This is a genomic window from Angustibacter peucedani (genome assembly GCF_054779595.1).
The window spans coordinates 1-17085 of record NZ_BAAGXY010000008.1; the positions used below are offsets into that span (position 1 = coordinate 1).

General features: G+C 72.5%; 15 protein-coding genes. 9 read left to right on the plus strand and 6 right to left on the minus strand.

What is annotated here, in order from left to right; translation table 11 throughout:
- The 5 genes from ACYVJ4_RS02495 to sdhC form a co-directional block, all read right to left on the minus strand.
- Positions 1-1026: D-alanyl-D-alanine carboxypeptidase family protein (locus ACYVJ4_RS02495; RefSeq protein ID WP_460458527.1), on the minus strand; the 1026-nt coding region annotated here is incomplete at its 3' end.
- A gap of 2 nt (positions 1027-1028) precedes the next feature.
- The gene (locus ACYVJ4_RS02500; RefSeq protein WP_460458528.1) at positions 1029-1781 is read right to left on the minus strand and encodes a succinate dehydrogenase iron-sulfur subunit; all 753 of its coding nucleotides are present in this window, start codon (positions 1779-1781) and stop codon (positions 1029-1031) included.
- Complete coding sequence (gene sdhA / locus ACYVJ4_RS02505) at positions 1781-3532, minus strand: succinate dehydrogenase flavoprotein subunit (protein ID WP_460458529.1); 1752 nt, start codon at positions 3530-3532, stop codon at positions 1781-1783. Before sdhA ends, ACYVJ4_RS02500 begins: the two co-directional genes overlap by 1 nt.
- Positions 3533-3554: 22 nt before the next feature.
- Positions 3555-3998: a succinate dehydrogenase hydrophobic membrane anchor subunit gene (locus ACYVJ4_RS02510; protein WP_460458530.1), complete on the minus strand. Its 444-nt coding sequence runs from the start codon at positions 3996-3998 to the stop codon at positions 3555-3557.
- 11 nt (positions 3999-4009) lie between these two features.
- Positions 4010-4384 (minus strand): succinate dehydrogenase, cytochrome b556 subunit, encoded by a 375-nt coding sequence (sdhC, locus tag ACYVJ4_RS02515; RefSeq protein ID WP_460458531.1) that lies wholly within the window; start codon positions 4382-4384, stop codon positions 4010-4012.
- Positions 4385-4597: 213 nt separating this feature from the next.
- On the opposite strand from sdhC, the gene ACYVJ4_RS02520 reads away from it, so the two are divergent.
- Positions 4598-5683, plus strand: a complete 1086-nt coding sequence (locus ACYVJ4_RS02520; RefSeq protein ID WP_460458532.1) for a mannose-1-phosphate guanylyltransferase — start codon at positions 4598-4600, stop codon at positions 5681-5683.
- A gap of 87 nt (positions 5684-5770) precedes the next feature.
- Here the strand turns inward: ACYVJ4_RS02520 and ACYVJ4_RS02525 are convergent, their stop codons facing one another.
- Complete coding sequence (locus tag ACYVJ4_RS02525) at positions 5771-6730, minus strand: hypothetical protein (protein ID WP_460458533.1); 960 nt, start codon at positions 6728-6730, stop codon at positions 5771-5773.
- Positions 6731-6984: 254 nt separating this feature from the next.
- Here ACYVJ4_RS02525 and ACYVJ4_RS02530 point away from each other — a divergent pair, with 254 nt between their 5' ends.
- The 8 genes from ACYVJ4_RS02530 (at position 6985) to ACYVJ4_RS02565 (ending at position 17080) form a co-directional block, all read left to right on the plus strand.
- Complete coding sequence (locus tag ACYVJ4_RS02530; RefSeq protein ID WP_460458534.1) at positions 6985-8568, plus strand: acyl-CoA mutase large subunit family protein; 1584 nt, start codon at positions 6985-6987, stop codon at positions 8566-8568.
- A 16-nt stretch (positions 8569-8584) separates the two neighbouring features.
- Complete coding sequence (locus ACYVJ4_RS02535) at positions 8585-9829, plus strand: amidohydrolase (RefSeq protein ID WP_460458602.1); 1245 nt, start codon at positions 8585-8587, stop codon at positions 9827-9829.
- 182 nt (positions 9830-10011) lie between these two features.
- Complete coding sequence (locus ACYVJ4_RS02540) at positions 10012-11064, plus strand: BMP family lipoprotein (RefSeq protein WP_460458535.1); 1053 nt, start codon at positions 10012-10014, stop codon at positions 11062-11064.
- 131 nt (positions 11065-11195) lie between these two features.
- Positions 11196-12821 (plus strand): ABC transporter ATP-binding protein, encoded by a 1626-nt coding sequence (locus ACYVJ4_RS02545; RefSeq protein ID WP_460458603.1) that lies wholly within the window; start codon positions 11196-11198, stop codon positions 12819-12821.
- A complete protein-coding gene (locus ACYVJ4_RS02550) occupies positions 12818-13918 on the plus strand; it encodes an ABC transporter permease (protein WP_460458536.1) in 1101 nt (366 codons plus the stop codon). Before ACYVJ4_RS02545 ends, ACYVJ4_RS02550 begins: the two co-directional genes overlap by 4 nt.
- Positions 13915-15189, plus strand: a complete 1275-nt coding sequence (locus ACYVJ4_RS02555) for an ABC transporter permease (protein WP_460458537.1) — start codon at positions 13915-13917, stop codon at positions 15187-15189. The genes ACYVJ4_RS02550 and ACYVJ4_RS02555 overlap by 4 nt, the downstream gene beginning before the upstream one ends.
- A 73-nt stretch (positions 15190-15262) precedes the next feature.
- Positions 15263-15610: a cytidine deaminase gene (locus tag ACYVJ4_RS02560; RefSeq protein ID WP_460458604.1), complete on the plus strand. Its 348-nt coding sequence runs from the start codon at positions 15263-15265 to the stop codon at positions 15608-15610.
- Between the two features lie 174 nt (positions 15611-15784).
- A complete protein-coding gene (locus tag ACYVJ4_RS02565; RefSeq protein WP_460458538.1) occupies positions 15785-17080 on the plus strand; it encodes a thymidine phosphorylase in 1296 nt (431 codons plus the stop codon).
- Positions 17081-17085: the final 5 nt, after the last annotated feature.

The following is a 17085-nucleotide window of genomic DNA, read 5'->3' on the forward strand; positions in this document are numbered from 1 at the left end:
CCCGCCGACCGACGTCGACGCCGCCGCCGGAGCTGCCGCACCGGTCGCCGCCACCGCGGGAGCCGTGGCCGCCGGGGTCGCGTCGACCTCGCCCGGGTCGACCAGCCGGCCCACCGGGGTCGCCTTCGCGCCGTAGCGGAACGCCCAGTCGAGCATCGCGGCCTCGGGGCGCCAGCTGCGGTCGCGCCGGCGCAGCGCGCTGAGCACGTAGGTGTGCCCGTCGCGGGTGGCCGCGCCGACCGACGTCCAGCGGGCCGCGACGGTGTAGCCGTTCTTGACCCCGATCGCGCCGTCGTAGTTGTAGATCAGCGTGTTGTGGTTCTGGATCTCGTAGGTCGCGCGGCGGTGGCCCTTGCGCTCCTTGCCCGGGAACCGCGCGCGCTTGGTGGCCACCAGCGTGCGGAAGTCGGGCAGCTGCATGGCGGCGCGGGCGACCAGGGCCAGGTCGTAGGCGCTGGTCAGCTGGCCGGGGGCGTCGAGCCCGCTCGGGTTGCGCACCGTCGTGTCGTAGGCGCCGAGGTGCCGCGCGGTCTCCTGCATCGCGCGCACGGTCTCGGGGACGCCGCCCGCGGCCCGCGCCAGCGCGGTGGCGGTGTCGTTGCCGGAGGCCAGCATCGTGCCCTGCAGCAGCTGCTGCACCGTGTAGTGCGAGCCGGGGTCGAGCCCCACCTGGGTGCCGTCGACGAGGTCGTCGGGCTGGGCGGTGACGAGCGAGGCCGGGTCGACCTCGGGCAGGACGGTGAGCACCGTCAGCGACTTGAGCGTGGACGCCGGCAGGAACCGGCCGTGGGCGTCGCGGGCCACCAGCACGTCGCCCGAGGTCAGGTCGGCCAGCACGTAGGCGGAGGCCGGGAGCGACGGCGGGGCGGGGACGCCGTCCGGCAGGTCGCTGATGACGCGGGTGCCCCCGAGCCGGGGTCCGCCGATCACGGTGGTGGTGCCGGCGACGGCCGGAACCGGCGCGGCCACGGCGAGCGCCGTGACCGACGCCGTCGCCGCGAGGGCGGTGGCGAGCAGGCGGCGCACGGTCAGACCTTGCGGGTCAGGAGCGCCCGCTTGACCTCCTGGATGGCCTTGGTGACCTCGATGCCGCGCGGGCACGCGTCCGTGCAGTTGAAGGTCGTGCGGCAGCGCCACACGCCCTCCTTGTCGTTGAGGATCTCGAGCCGCTGGTCGGCGCCCTCGTCGCGGCTGTCGAAGATGAAGCGGTGCGCGTTGACGATCGCGGCCGGGCCGAAGTACTGGCCGTCGCCCCAGAACACCGGGCACGACGACGTGCACGCGGCGCACAGGATGCACTTGGTGGTGTCGTCGAAGCGGTCGCGCTGCTCCTGGCTCTGGATGCGCTCGCGGCTGGGCTCGTTGCCGGACGTGACGAGGAACGGCATGACCTCGCGGTAGGCCGCGAAGAACGGGTCCATGTCGACGACGAGGTCCTTCTCGACCGTCAGCCCCTTGATCGGCTCGACCAGGATCGGCTTCTTGGGGTTGAGGTCCTTGAGCAGCGTCTTGCAGGCCAGCCGGTTCTTGCCGTTGATGCGCATGGCGTCCGAGCCGCAGACGCCGTGGGCGCACGAGCGGCGGAACGTCAGGCTGCCGTCCTGCTCCCACTTGATGGTGTGCAGCGCGTCGAGGATGCGGTCGGTGGCGTGCACCGAGACCGTGTAGTCCTCCCAGTGCGGCTCGGCGTCGCGCTCGGGGTCGAACCGGCGGATCCGCAGCGTGACGTCGAAGCCGGGGACCGCGCCGACCTCGGCGGGGGCGTCGGTGGTGGTCGTCATCAGTACTTGCGCTCCATCGGCTCGTAACGGGTCTGCACGACCGGCTTGTAGTCCAGGCGCACCGTGACGCCGTCCGCGCCGGCCTCGCGGTAGGCCATGGTGTGCCGCATGAAGTTCACGTCGTCGCGGTGGGCGTAGTCCTCGCGGAAGTGCCCGCCGCGCGACTCCTTGCGCTCGAGCGCGCCGAGGCAGATCACCTCGGCCAGGTCGATGAGGAAGCCGAGCTCGACGGCCTCGAGCAGGTCGGTGTTGAACCGCTTCCCCTTGTCCTGCACCGAGACGTTGCGGTAGCGCTCCTTGAGGCCCTCGATGTCGGTCAGCGCCTGCTTGAGCGAGGCCTCGGTGCGGAAGACCTGCGCGTTGCGGTCCATGGTCTCCTGCAGCGCCTTGCGCACGGCGGCCACGCGCTCGCCGTCCTGGCGGTCGAGCATGCCCTGCAGCAGGTCCACCGTCGCGGTCTCGGGGGAGTCCGGCAGGTCGACCAGCGGTGCGGTGCGGGCGAACTCGGCGGCGGCGATGCCGGCCCGACGTCCGAAGACGTTGATGTCGAGCAGCGAGTTGGTGCCCAGGCGGTTCGAGCCGTGCACCGACACGCAGGCCACCTCGCCCGCGGCGTACAGGCCGGGGACGACGTGGGTGTTGTCGCGCAGCACCTCGGCCTCGACGTTGGTCGGCACGCCGCCCATGGCGTAGTGCGCCGTCGGGTACACCGGCACCGGCTCGGTGTAGGGCTCGACGCCGAGGTAGGTGCGCGCGAACTCGGTGATGTCGGGCAGCTTGGCGTCGATGTGCGCCGGCTCGAGGTGGGTCAGGTCGAGCAGCACGTAGTCCTTGTTGGGTCCGCAGCCGCGGCCCTCGCGCACCTCGTTGGCCATCGACCGGGCGACGATGTCGCGCGGCGCGAGATCCTTGATGGTCGGGGCGTAGCGCTCCATGAAGCGCTCGCCCTCGCTGTTGCGCAGGATCGCGCCCTCGCCGCGTGCGGCCTCCGAGAGCAGGATGCCGAGGCCGGCCAGGCCGGTCGGGTGGAACTGGAAGAACTCCATGTCCTCGAGCGGCAGGCCGCGGCGGAACGCGATGCCCATGCCGTCACCGGTGAGGGTGTGCGCGTTGGACGTCGTCTTGAAGACCTTGCCGGCGCCGCCCGTGGCCAGCACGACCGACTTGGCGCGGAACACGTGGATCTCGCCCGTGGCCAGCTCGTAGGCCACGACGCCGGCGGTGCGGGTGCTGTCACCGCTGCCGGTCATCAGCAGGTCGAGGACGTAGTACTCGTTGAAGAACTCGACCTGGTGCTTCACGCAGTTCTGGTACAGCGTCTGCAGGATCATGTGGCCGGTGCGGTCGGCTGCGAAGCACGAGCGGCGGACGGCGGCCTCGCCGTGGTTGCGCGTGTGGCCGCCGAAGCGTCGCTGGTCGATCTTGCCCTCGGGCGTGCGGTTGAAGGGCAGGCCCATCTTCTCGAGGTCGAGGACGGCGTCGATGGCCTCCTTGCACATCACCTCGGCGGCGTCCTGGTCGACGAGGTAGTCGCCGCCCTTGACGGTGTCGAAGGTGTGCCACTCCCAGTTGTCCTCCTCGACGTTGGCGAGGGCGGCGCACATGCCGCCCTGCGCCGCGCCGGTGTGGGAGCGGGTGGGGTAGAGCTTGGTGAGCACCGCGGTGCGCGCGCGCTGGCCGGACTCGAGGGCGGCGCGCATGCCCGCCCCGCCGGCCCCGACGATGACGACGTCGTACGTGTGCGTCTGCATGTGGTTGCCTCGCGGTCTCTGGTCAGTTGGTGCAGAACGAGGGGAGCAGGTCGGTCGGCTCGCCCACCGGGCACGGGTCGAAGGTGAAGATCACCAGCGTGCCCAGCACCAGGACGAGCGCGGCGCTGACGAGCAGCAGCGTCTTGAGGACGATGCGCGTGCTGTCCTTCTCCGCGTAGTCGTTGATGATCGTGCGGACGCCGTTGACGCCGTGCAGCTCGGCGAGCCACAGCATCAGCAGGTCCCAGGTCTGCCAGAACGGGCTCGACCACTTGCCGCCCACGAAGGCGAAGTCGATGGCCTTGATGCCCTGGCCGCTCACGAGGTTCACGAACAGGTGGCCGAACACGAGCGCGATGAGCACGACGCCCGAGCCGCGCATGAACAGCCAGGAGTAGAGCTCGAAGTTGCTGCGGGTGGCCCGGCTGCGGCGGTACGGCGCGCGGGGCTGCTCGACGGTGGTCATCCCTGGTCCCCTCAGCCGAAGACGTGCATCAGGTGGCGGACGGCGAACGGCGCGAACAGCAGCACCCACAGGGCGACGACCACCCAGAGCATCTGCCGCTGGTAGCGCGGGCCCTTGGACCAGAAGTCGACCAGCATGATCCGCACGCCGTTGAACGCGTGGAAGATGATCGCCGCGACCAGGCCGGCCTCGCCGAGCCCCACCACCGGGTTCTTGTACGTGCCGATGACGTCGTTGTACGCCTCGGGCGAGACGCGCACGAGCGCGGTGTCGAGCACGTGCGCGAAGAGGAAGAAGAAGATCAGCACGCCGGTCACGCGGTGCGCGACCCACGACCACATCCCCTCGCGGCCCCGGTAGAGGGTGCCTGCGGGTGCCTTGGGCACGACGTTCCCTTTCGCCTGGAGGCGGGTGACGGGCCGCTGCCGCGGGCCGCGCGCGGCTCGGGAGCTGCGGGGCGGGAGGCGGGCGGACGGCGACGTCCACGACCCGGACACTCTACGGACGCCCGGGCGTGCTCCTGCCATCGGGACGCGGTTGCGGGGGCCGGTGTGACCAACTCGACAGCCGGCCGGGTGGCCGTTCGGTACGGTCGCCCGATGATCGACGACCTCGTGGCGATCGTCCCCGCGGGCGGCGCCGGCACCCGGCTGTGGCCGTTGTCGCGGCGCGACCACCCCAAGTTCCTCATCGACCTGACCGGCACCGGGCGCTCGCTGCTGCAGGGCACGTTCGAACGGCTCGCGCCCGTGGCCGCCCGCACCTGCGTCGTCACCGGGGGCGCGCACGCCGCCGCCGTCGCCCGGCAGCTGCCCGACCTCGAGCTCGACCACCTGCTGGTGGAGCCCTCGCCCCGCGACTCGGCCGCGGCGATCGGGCTGGCCGCGGCCGTCGTCCACGCCCGCGACCCCGAGGCCGTGGTCGCGTCGTTCGCCGCCGACCACGTCATCGGGGACGACGCGGTGTTCGCCGCCGCCGTGGCCGAGGCCGTCGCCGTCGCGCGCACCGGCCGGCTCGTCACCATCGGCATCACCCCGACCCACCCGGCCACGGGCTTCGGCTACGTCCGCGCGGGGGAGGCGCTCGACGTCCCGGGGGCGCCGTCGGCGCTGGCGGTCGAGGAGTTCGTCGAGAAGCCGGACGCCGAGACCGCCGCCACGTACGTGGCCAGCGGCCGGTACCGGTGGAACGCCGGGATGTTCGTGGCGCGGGCCGCCACGCTGCTGGAGCTGCTGGACGCCTACCGGCCCGAGCTCGGCGCCGGGCTGCGGCGGATCGGCGCCGCCTGGGACGGCCCGGACGGCCAGCGGGTGCTGCAGGAGGTCTGGCCGACGCTCGAGAAGGTCGCGATCGACTACGCCGTGGCCGAGCCGGCGGCGGCGGCCGGGCGGGTGGCGGTGGTCCCCGGCGAGTTCGGGTGGGACGACGTCGGCGACTTCGACTCGCTCGGCACGGTGCTGCCGCAGCAGCCGCTGCAGGTGCTGGGGGACGGGCAGCTGCTGGCCCACGACTCCACCGGCGTGGTGGTGACGACGTCCGGGCGGGTCGTCGCCCTGCTCGGGCTGCAGGACGTCGTCGTCGTCGACCAACCGGGTGCGGTGCTGGTGGCCGCGCGCTCGCACGCCCAGGACGTCAAGGGCGTCGTCGACGCCCTCAAGGCGGCGGGCCGCACCGACCTGCTCTGAGTGCGTCCGTGGCTACCTCCGTGGCGACCTCGGAACGGGTGCGATGGCGACCACGTCGCGGTAGCCACGTGGGTAGCGACGACGGACTCATCGCACCACGCCGGGCTGCCGGGCCTGCATGACGACCGCCGGACGCCGGCCCGACCGCCGCGCTGCGAGGTAGGCGCGCTCGACGCGTGCGCGAAACGCCGCCGGGTCACGTCGGAACCCGGTGGGCGTCACCGCCAGCACCACGACGCCGTGCTCGCCCAGAGCCGTGTCGGCGGCGACGGTGCGTTCCCAGTGCTCGTCGCGCACGTGGAAGGCGCGGGAGTGCACCTGGCCGGCCAGGCCGACGTCGTCGAGCCAGAAGTCCGGCGTCGGCAGCACCGTGCCGTCGTCGGCGACGAGGCGCGGGTTCGGCCACGCGCGCGGCAGCACGGCGCTGCGGGCCAGCTCGCGCAGGACCTCGACCTCGGGCAGGGACCACCCGCCGGTCTCCGCGTCCGCCAGCGCCCGTCGCACGGCAGCGCTGCCCTGCCGCGGCCCGGCTTCCAGCTCGGCGCGGAGGTCGTCGAGCCGCACCAGGCCGCGCTGGACGCCCGAGACGACGAGCAGCCGAGCGGCTTCTGGCGCCAGCGACCGTGCGGCGTCGACCGCTGCCCGCGCTCTCGAGGTGACGACGAGCGCGTCGCGGCGCCAGGGGTTCGGGTCGAGCCGCGTGGTGCGCCGCCGCAGCGCGAAGGCCGCCCCGGCGGGACTGCCCCAGTCGACGAGCAGCCGCACCAGCCCGTCGTCCGGCAGGTCGGGGAAGCCGTGCCACCGCGCGGCGGTGAGACCGGCGACCTGCGCGCGCGGGCCGGCCCAGAGGCATCCCGCCACGAGCCGCTGCTCGTCGTCCAGCCCGCCGGTGAACAGGGCCAGCACCCGCGGGAGCACCAGGCGCGTGGTGCGCCCCAGCGACCACCGGACGGCCGCGCGCGAGACCTGAGCGTGCTGGAGCTGACCGAGGGTGACCAGGCCGCGCTGCGCGCGTGCCACAGCGAGCAGGTCGTCAGGGAGGTCCACCGAGCCAGGGTGGTGGCGCGCCGCCCTCGACGCCGCTGCACCACCGGTGCCTGTGGATCGTGGGACGACGCCGTCGCCCTGGGGATGGCGACCGCCATGGCTACCTCGATCTGGCCGCGATCACCCCCACTTCGGGGTAGCCACGCGGGTAGCCACGCGCGGGTAGCGACGCCGCAGAGCGGCGCGGCAGGTGGACGGTGTGAGGTCAGCCACGAGGCGGCGCAGGGGCGCCGGAGCGCGGCTACCCTCGCAGCGTGACCGAACCTGTGACCGAGTCCGGCCTGCCGGTGCGCACCGTCTACGGCCCGGACGCGCTCGACGGCTGGGACGCCGCGACGCAGCTGGGCGAGCCCGGGCAGTACCCGTACACCCGCGGCGTCTACCCGAGCATGTACACCGGCCGCCCCTGGACCATGCGCCAGTACGCCGGCTTCGGGACGGCCAAGGAGTCCAACGAGCGCTACCACCAGCTGGTGGCGGCCGGCACCGGCGGCCTCAGCGTCGCCTTCGACCTGCCCACGCAGATGGGGTTCGACTCCGACGAGGCCATCGCGCACGGCGAGGTCGGCAAGGTCGGCGTCGCCATCGACTCGGTCGACGACATGCGCGTGCTGTTCGACGGCATCCCGCTCGACGAGGTGTCGACGTCCATGACCATCAACGCGCCCGGGTCGGTGCTGCTGCTGCTCTACCAGCTGGTCGCGGCCGAGCACGGCGTCGAGCCCGGGCAGCTCACCGGCACGATCCAGAACGACGTGCTCAAGGAGTACATCGCGCGCGGCACGTACATCTACCCGCCGAAGGAGTCGCTGCGCCTCATCGCCGACACCTTCGCCTACTGCCGCAAGGAGATGCCGCGCTGGAACACCATCTCCATCTCGGGCTACCACATGGCCGAGGCGGGGGCGACGCCCGCGCAGGAGGTCGCGTTCACCCTCGCCAACGCCAAGGCCTACGTGCAGGCCGCGATCGACGCCGGCCTCGACGTCGACGACTTCGCCCCGCGCCTCTCGTTCTTCTTCGTGGCCCGGACGACGTTCCTCGAGGAGGTCGCGAAGTTCCGTGCCGCACGGCGGATCTGGGCCCAGGTGATGCGCGACGAGTTCGGCGCCAAGGACCCCAAGAGCCTGATGCTGCGCTTCCACACCCAGACCGCCGGCGTCCAGCTCACCGCCCAGCAGCCCGAGGTCAACCTGGTGCGCGTCGCGCTGCAGGGCCTCGGCGCGGTGCTCGGCGGCACGCAGAGCCTGCACACCAACAGCTTCGACGAGGCCATCGCGCTGCCCACCGCCAAGGCCGCCCGGCTCGCGCTGCGCACGCAGCAGGTCATCGCGTACGAGACCGACGTGACCAAGACCGTCGACCCGTTCGCCGGCTCGTACGTCGTCGAGTCGATGACCGACGAGCTCGAGGCCGCGGCGCGTGACCTGATCCGGGCCGTCGAGGACCGCGGCGGCGCGGTCGCGGCGATCGAGGAGGGCTTCCAGAAGACCGAGATCGAGCGGTCGGCCTACCAGGTGGCGCAGGAGATCGACGGCGGCGAGCGGGTCGTGGTGGGCGTCAACCGGTTCACCATCGACGACGACGAGCCGTACGAGCCGTTGCGGGTCGACCCCGCCATCGAGGCCGAGCAGGCCGCGCGCCTGGCGACGCTGCGCGCCGAGCGCGACCAGCCCGCGGTCGACCGCGCGCTGGCCGCCCTGCAGGACGCCGCGCGGGGCACCGACAACGTGCTCTACCCGATGCGCGAGGCGCTCGCCGCGCGCGCCACGGTGGGCGAGGTCTGCCACGCGCTGCGCGAGGTCTGGGGCACCTACGTCCCCCGCGACGCGTTCTGAGGACTAGCCTGGCGGGATCGTGAACGAAACCCGGACGTCCGTCACGCCGACGGTGCAGGAGCTCGTCGCCGAGGTCGCGGACGAGGTCGTCGCCGTGCGGCGCCACCTGCACGCCCACCCCGAGACCTCGTGGTTGGAGACCCGCACCTGCGCGCTCGTCGCCTCGCGGCTCGAGCGCGAGGGCGTCTACGTGCGCCCGCTCGCGCGCAGCGGCGTGGTCGCCGAGGTCGGCGACCCACGGCCCGACGCGCCCGTGGTGGCGCTGCGCGCCGACCTCGACGCGCTCCCGCTGGACGACGAGACCGACGACCCCTGGCGCTCCACCGTCCCCGGCGTCACCCACGCGTGCGGGCACGACGTCCACGTCGCGGCCCTGCTCGGCGCGGGGCTGGCGCTGCACGCGCGGCACCAGGTCGACCCGCTGCCCGGCCGGGTGCGTCTGCTCTTCCAGCCGGCCGAGGAGGTCATGCCCGGCGGCGCGGTGGAGCTCGTCGGCGAGGGCGTGCTCGAGGGCGTGCAGCGCATCTTCGCCGTCCACTGCGACCCCTCGTTGGACGTCGGCCAGGTCGGCCTGCGGGTCGGCGCGATCACCGCGGCCGCCGACGCGGTCACGGTGCGGCTCAAGGGCCGTGGCGGCCACACGTCCCGCCCGCACCTGACGCAGGACCTCACCTTCGCCCTGGCCAAGGTCGTCACCGACGTCCCGGCCGCCCTGTCGCGCCGGCTCGACCCGCGCTCGGGCGCGAGCATGGTGTGGGGCTCGATCCACGCGGGCGCCGCCAAGAACGTCATCCCCGGCCACGGCGAGGTGGCCGGCACGCTGCGGCTGCTCGACATCCGCGCGTGGGACAAGGCGCAGCGGGTCGTCGACGAGGTCGTGCACGCCGTCGTCCAGCCGTACGGCGTCATCGCCGAGGTCGAGCACGTGCGCGGCGTCCCGCCGGTGGTCAACGAGCCGCTGTCCGTGCAGCAGCTGACGAGCGCCGCGACGTCCGTCGTGGGCGCCACCGGCGTGGTCGGCACCGAGCAGAGCCTGGGCGGCGAGGACTTCTCCTGGTACCTCGAGCACGTGCCCGGCGCGATGGCCCGGCTGGGCACGCGGACGCCCGGCGGGCCGACCTACGACCTGCACCAGGGCGACCTGCGGGTGGACGACGGCGCCGTGCCGATCGGGGCCGCCCTGCTCGCCCAGGCGGCGCTGCGCGGGCTGGCCGAGGCCGTGCGGTCGTCGTCAGAAGTTGACGACGTGACCCGCGGGTAACAGTTCGGATACCTCGCCCTGGGCGGCGGACAGCACCCGTCCGCCGCGGGTAGAGTCCCGTCCGACTCGCGCCAGGACGACCTCCGGACGGCGGCGCTGGCAGATCGCACCATCTCGTACATCTCGCACCATCTCGCACCTCTGGGCACGGACCACAGGGCACCGAATTGAAGGAGACACCCTTGCGTCGGGTGATGAAGATCGTGGCGGTCACCTCGGTGGCGGCCCTCGCACTGGCTGCCTGCGGCAGCAGCGACGACAGCGGCTCGACGGGCGGCTCCACCGCCTCGAGCACCAAGAAGGCCCTGAAGGTCGGTCTCGCGTACGACATCGGCGGCCGTGGCGACCAGTCGTTCAACGACGCCGCCGCCGCGGGCCTCGACAAGGCCAAGTCCGAGCTCGGCGTCACCGGCCAGGAGGCCGAGGCGTCGACCGGCGAGGCCGAGTCGGCCAAGGAGGACCGCCTGCGCACGCTGGCCCAGGCCGGCTACAACCCCGTCATCGCGGTCGGCTTCGCCTACGCGGGTGCCACGGACAAGGTCGCGGCCGAGTTCCCCGACACCAAGTTCGCGATCGTCGACAACGCCAAGGGTGACAAGACGCCCGACAACGTGACCAGCCTGCTGTTCGCCGAGAACGAGGGCTCCTACCTCGTCGGCGCGATCGCGGCCATGAAGTCGACGGCCGGAAACATCGGCTTCGTCGGCGGCGTGCAGGTCCCGCTGATCCAGAAGTTCGAGGCCGGCTACGTCGCCGGTGCCAAGGCCGTCAAGCCGGACATCAAGATCCAGGTCAAGTACCTGACCCAGCCGCCGGACTTCTCGGGCTTCACCGACCCGGCCAAGGGCAAGACCGCCGCGCAGGGCATGCTCGACGCCGGCGCCGACGTCATCTACCACGCGGCCGGCGGTTCGGGCGCGGGCGTGTTCGAGGCCGTCAAGGCCGCGAACAAGATGGCCATCGGGGTCGACTCCGACCAGGCCCTCACCGCCGCTCCCGGCGTCCGCGACGTCATCATCAGCTCGATGCTGAAGAAGGTCGACGTCGCCGTGTTCGACTTCATCAAGGCCAACCAGGACGGCACGGTCGCCGGCGGCGACCAGGTCTACGACCTGAAGAAGGGTGGCGTCGACTACGCCACCACCGGCGGCAAGATCGACGACATCAAGTCGAAGATCGACGAGATGAAGCAGCAGATCGTCGACGGCAAGGTCACGGTTCCCACCACTCCGTGACCCGTCGCCCGGCCGCTCGCTCCGAGCGGCCGGGTCGAAGGTCTCACCGAGGTCCGGGGCGGCGCGGTAGCGTCGCCCCGGACCTGTTTCCCGCCACGCTCGTCACGCTCGTCCCGTCCGAGGAGGCCGTCCTGTCCACCGCCACCGACACCGCCGCCGGTCCCGCCCCCAGCACCGACGCGATCGCCGTCCGGCTCAGCGGGATCACCAAGCGCTTCCCCGGCGTGGTCGCCAACCGCGACGTGAACATCGAGGTGCGCAAGGGCACCGTGCACGCGGTGGTGGGCGAGAACGGCGCGGGCAAGTCGACGCTGATGAAGATCCTGTACGGCGTGCAGCGGCCGGACGAGGGCACGATCGAGGTCGACGGGCGCACCCAGACCTTCAGCTCGCCGAGCGACGCCATCGCCGCCGGGATCGGCATGGTGTACCAGCACTTCATGCTGGCCGACAACCTCACGGTGCTCGAGAACGTCGTGCTCGGCGCCGAGAAGCTGCACGGCATCGGGGACGGCGCCCGCGCGCGCATCCGCGAGCTCAGCACCTCGTACGGCCTGGACGTCGAGCCCGACGAGCTGGTCGAGACGCTCGGCGTCGGCGACCGCCAGCGGGTCGAGATCCTCAAGGTGCTCTACCGCGGCGCCACCACGTTGATCCTCGACGAGCCCACGGCCGTGCTGGTGCCGCAGGAGGTCGACGAGCTGTTCGCCAACCTGCGCGACCTCAAGGCCGAGGGCCTGACCGTCATCTTCATCTCGCACAAGCTCGACGAGGTGCTCTCGGTCGCCGACGACATCACCGTCATCCGCCGCGGCGAGACCGTGGCCACCGCCGACCCGCGCACCACGACCTCGCGCGAGCTGGCCGAGCTCATGGTCGGCAGCGAGCTGCCCAGCCCCGAGACGCGCGAGTCGACGGTCACCGACGTCCCGCAGCTGCAGGTGCGCTCGCTGACGCTGAAGGCCGGCGCCCGCAACCTGCTCGAGGACATCGACTTCACGATCCACCGCGGCGAGGTGCTCGGCATCGCCGGCGTCGAGGGCAACGGCCAGGGCGAGCTCGTCGACACGATCATGGGCCTGCGCGTGCCGGACTCCGGCCAGGTCGTCATGGGCGAGCAGGACATCACCGGCTGGTCGACCCGCCGTCGCCGCGAGGCGGGCATCGGGTTCATCCCCGAGGACCGCCACCGCCAGGGCCTGCTGCTCGAGGCGCCGCTGTGGGAGAACCGCGTGCTGGGCCACCAGACCCGCCCGCCGTCGTCCCGCGGCCCGCTGATCGACCGGGCCGGCGCGCGCAAGGACACCGAGCGCATCGTGCGCGAGTTCGACGTCCGGACGCCGGGCATCGACGTCACCGCGGGCTCGCTGTCGGGCGGCAACCAGCAGAAGCTCATCGTCGGCCGCGAGCTGTCGGGCGACCCCGTCGTCCTGCTGGCCGCACACCCCACGCGCGGTGTGGACGTCGGCGCGCAGGCCGCGATCTGGGACCACATCCGGGCCGCTCGCCGGGCCGGGCTGGCGGTGCTGCTCATCTCGGCCGACCTGGACGAGCTGATCGGCCTGTCGGACACCATCGAGGTCATCCTGCGCGGCAAGTTCGTCGGGACGTTCGACCCCTCGAAGGTCACGCCCGAGCAGCTCGGCTCGGCCATGACGGGCGCGGGCGACGCGCCCGCCGACGCCCCGGCCGCGCCGGCCCCGGCCGCGTCGGCCGACGTCCCGACCGCCACCACCACGACGGAGGACCCGGCATGAGGAACCGCGACCTGAGCAGGATCGGGCTGGCGGTCGCCGCCCCCGTGCTCGCGGTGGCGTTCGCGGTGCTGGTGACGAGCGTGATCCTGCTCGTCGCCGGCGACCCGGTGTGGCTGACCTGGAAGACGCTGCTCACCGGCGGCGACCTGCCCAACGCCATGACCCGCAACCTCATCACGACGGTCAACCTGGCGACGACGTACTACCTGTCGGCGATCGCGGTGGCCATCGGGTTCCGGATGAACCTGTTCAACATCGGCGTCGACGGCCAGTACCGCATGGCGGTGTTCGCGGCCGCGGTCGTCGGCAGCTCGATCCACCTGCCCAAGCCCCTGCACATCCTGGTCGTGGTGCTGGTGGCCATGGTGGTCGGCGCGGCCTGGTCGGCGATCGCCGGTCTGCTCAAGGTCGGCCGCGGCGTCAGCGAGGTCATCTCGACCATCATGCTGAACGCGATCGCGGGCTACCTGATCGCGTGGATGCTGCGCAAGGCCGCCTCGGGCGAGCCGGCCAGCAACAACATCTCGACCAAGGCGATCCCCGAGTCCGGCCGCATGCCCGGCTTCGAGCTCACCAGCCTGCCGGTGCAGACCTACGGCTTCGTGTTCGTCGCGATCCTCGTCGGCGTCGCCTACTGGTACGTGCTGGGCCGCACGCGCTTCGGGTTCGACCTGCGTGCCACCGGCCGCTCGGCCACCGCAGCGGTCGCCAGCGGCGTCGACGTCAAGCGCATGGTGCTGATCTCGATGGTGCTCAGCGGCGCGGTCGCCGGCCTGGTCGGCCTGCCCGAGCTGCTCGGCAAGACCTACACCTACGACCTGTCGTTCCCGGCCGGTCTGGGCTTCACCGGCATCGCGATCGCGCTGGTCGGCCGCAACTCGCCGATCGGCGTCGGGGTGGCCGCGCTGCTGTTCGCCTACCTGGACGTCGCGAGCAACCCGTTGCAGATCATCGCGAACGTCGCGCCGGAGGTCGTCAAGATCATGCAGGGCATCATCGTGCTCTCGGTGGTCATCGCCTACGAGATGGTGCGCCGCTACGGCGTGGTGACCGAGCAACGCCGCGTGGCCCGCCAGCTGCAGGAGGTCGCGGCATGAGCCTCGAGGTCACCGCTGCGGCGGGCGCTCCCATCACGACCGAGGGCCCGGTGCGCCGTCGCCGCCTCGGCCCCTGGACCTGGCTGCTCGCGGCCGCCGGCGGCATCGTCGCCCTGGCCGCGGTGCGCACCATCACCGGCGCCGACGACATCGCGTCGAGCGGCACCATCGCGGCCGCCATCGGCCTGGCCGTGCCGATCGCGATGGCCGGTCTCGGCGGTCTGTGGGCCGAGCGCTCGGGCGTCGTCAACATCGGCCTCGAGGGCATGATGATCTTCGGCACCTGGGGCGCGGGCTTCGCCGGCTACCAGTGGGGGCCGTGGGCCGGCCTCGTCGTCGGCGTCCTGCTCGGCGCGCTCGGCGGCCTGCTGCACGCCGTCGCCACGGTGACGTTCAACGTCGACCACATCGTCTCCGGTGTCGCGCTGAACCTGCTCGCCGCCGGTGCGGTGAAGTACCTCAGCGGGCTGGCGTTCGTCGGCCACCCGGGCGGTGGCAAGACGCAGTCCCCGCCGATCGGCGACCTCCCCACCATCACCATCGGCTGGGTCAGCGACCAGCTCGGCGACCTCGAGGCCAAGCACTGGTTCTTCGTGTCCGACCTCGCGGCGATCGTGCGGGGCGTGACCACCGGCATGTCGGTGCTGACCTTGATCGCGATCCTGCTGGTCGTCGGGTCGTTCTTCGTGCTGTGGCGCACGTCGTTCGGCCTGCGGCTGCGCAGCTGTGGCGAGAACCCGGTGGCGGCCGAGTCGCTCGGCGTCAACGTGTACCTCTACAAGTACGCGGCGGTCGTTGCCTCGGGCGCGTTCGCCGGGCTCGGCGGCGTGTTCCTGGCCGAGGTCGCCTCCAGCGCGTACCGCGACGGCCAGACCGGTGGCCGCGGCTACATCGGCCTCGCCGCCATGATCTTCGGCAACTGGCGCCCGGGCGGGCTGCTCGCGGGCTCGGCGCTGTTCGGCTACACCGACGCGCTGCAGCTGCGCCGCGGCGGCGAGAGCGTGCACGCGCTGCTGCTGGTGCTGTTCCTCATCGTGCTGGGCCTGGTGGTCTACCGGGTGCTGCGTCGGTCGAACGTCGTCACGACGCTGGTCGTCGCGGCCATCGCCGTGGCCCTGCTGGTCTGGTACCTGCTCACCACCGAGGTGCCGTCGGACTTCACCGGCATGACGCCCTACGTCGCGACGCTGCTGGTGCTCTCGCTGGCGGCGCAACGGCTGCGGATGCCTGCTGCCGACGGCATGACGTACCGCAGGGGCCAGGGTGGCTGACGCCCCGACCGACCCGACCCCGCAGAGCCCGGACGTCGACTGGCCGGCGCTGCGCGCTGCCGCGGTCGAGGCCATGCACCACGCGTACGCGCCCTACTCGGGGTTCCCGGTCGGCGTGGCGGGCCTGGTCGACGACGGCCGCGTCGTCGTGGGTTGCAACGTCGAGAACGCGGCCTACGGCGTCGCGCTGTGCGCCGAGTGCGGCATGGTCAGCCAGCTGCACGTCAGCGGTGGCGGCCGGCTCGTCGCCGTGGCCTGCGTCGACCGCGCCGGCACGCCGCTGATGGCCTGCGGGCGATGCCGCCAGCTGCTGTGGGAGAACGGTGGTCCGACCTGCCTGGTCGACACGCCGTCCGGCATCAAGCCGATGAGCGAGGTGCTCCCCGACGCCTTCGGCGTCGAGGACCTCCAGGCCCGCTGACCCCCCGGCCGCCCGCCGTAGTTGACCACGTTGAGCAGGCTGGCACGACCTTTCCAAGGGCTGCAGGCCTTGGACAGCGCCCCTAGCCCTGCACAACGTGATCAACTGCGCCGGGCGCTACGCCGGTCGCGAACCGGCGTGGACCCGCGCAACCGCACCCGAGAGGATCACCCCATGAGCGAATCGTTCGACGCCGTCGACGTCATCCGGGCCAAGCGCGACGGCCAGCAGCTGTCCGACGGGCAGATCGACTGGGTGGTCGACGCGTACACCCGCGGGGTGGTCGCCGACGAGCAGATGTCGGCGCTGGCCATGGCGATCCTGCTGCGCGGCATGGACCGCCGCGAGATCAGCCGCTGGACCGCCGCCATGATCGCCAGCGGCGAGCGCATGGACTTCTCGTCGCTGAGCCGTCGCACCGCCGACAAGCACTCCACCGGCGGCGTGGGCGACAAGATCACCCTGCCGCTCGCCCCGCTGGTGGCGGCGTGCGGCGTCGCCGTCCCGCAGCTGAGCGGTCGCGGCCTGGGCCACACCGGCGGCACGCTCGACAAACTCGAGGCGATCCCCGGCTGGCGGGCGTCGGTGAGCAACGCCGACATGCTCGCGCAGCTGGACGACGTCGGCGCGGTGATCTGCGCGGCCGGCGACGGCCTGGCGCCGGCCGACAAGAAGCTCTACGCCCTGCGCGACGTCACCGGCACGGTCGAGGCGATCCCGCTCATCGCCAGCTCGATCATGAGCAAGAAGATCGCCGAGGGCACCGGCGCCCTGGTGCTCGACGTCAAGGTCGGCACCGGTGCGTTCATGAAGACCGTCGAGGACGCGCGCGAGCTGGCCCGCACCATGGTCGACCTCGGCACCGACGCGGGCGTCACCACGGTGGCGCTGCTCACCAACATGCAGACCCCGCTGGGGCTCACGGCGGGCAACGCGCTCGAGGTGCGCGAGTCGGTCGAGGTGCTGCAGGGCGGCGGCCCGGACGACGTCGTCGAGCTCACGCTCGCCCTGGCCCGCGAGATGCTCGCCGCGGCCGGCCACGACGACGTCGACCCGGCCGACAAGCTGCGCGACGGCTCGGCCATGGACGTCTGGCGTCGGATGATCTCGGCGCAGGGCGGCGACCCCGAGGCCGAGCTGCCGACGGCCCGCGAGAGCCACGTCGTGACCGCGCCGGCCGACGGCGTGCTCACCCAGCTCGACGCACTCGCGGTGGGCGTCGCGGCCTGGCGGCTCGGTGCCGGGCGCGCCCGCAAGGAGGACGTCGTGCAGGCCGGTGCCGGCGTCGAGCTGCACGCCAAGCCGGGGGCCAGCGTGCGCGGCGGCGAGCCGTTGATGACGCTGCACACCGACACCCCCGAGCGGTTCGAGCGCGCGCTGGAGGCGCTCGAGGGCGGCTACTTCATCGCGCCCGAGGGCTCGCGGCCCGACCTGCTGCCGCTCGTCGTCGAGCGGATCGCCGCGGACTAGGCTCG

Excerpts from the sequence above, each read along its gene's own strand:
- ACYVJ4_RS02500 (WP_460458528.1), bottom strand. The coding sequence starts at position 1,781 with ATGACGACCACCACCGACGCCCCCGCCGAGGTCGGCGCGGTCCCCGGC.
- sdhA (WP_460458529.1), bottom strand. The coding sequence starts at position 3,532 with ATGCAGACGCACACGTACGACGTCGTCATCGTCGGGGCCGGCGGGGCG.
- ACYVJ4_RS02510 (WP_460458530.1), bottom strand. The coding sequence starts at position 3,998 with ATGACCACCGTCGAGCAGCCCCGCGCGCCGTACCGCCGCAGCCGGGCC.
- ACYVJ4_RS02520 (WP_460458532.1), top strand. The coding sequence starts at position 4,598 with ATGATCGACGACCTCGTGGCGATCGTCCCCGCGGGCGGCGCCGGCACC.
- ACYVJ4_RS02550 (WP_460458536.1), top strand. The coding sequence starts at position 12,818 with ATGAGGAACCGCGACCTGAGCAGGATCGGGCTGGCGGTCGCCGCCCCC.
- ACYVJ4_RS02555 (WP_460458537.1), top strand. The coding sequence starts at position 13,915 with ATGAGCCTCGAGGTCACCGCTGCGGCGGGCGCTCCCATCACGACCGAG.
- ACYVJ4_RS02560 (WP_460458604.1), top strand. The coding sequence starts at position 15,263 with ATGCACCACGCGTACGCGCCCTACTCGGGGTTCCCGGTCGGCGTGGCG.
- ACYVJ4_RS02565 (WP_460458538.1), top strand. The coding sequence starts at position 15,785 with ATGAGCGAATCGTTCGACGCCGTCGACGTCATCCGGGCCAAGCGCGAC.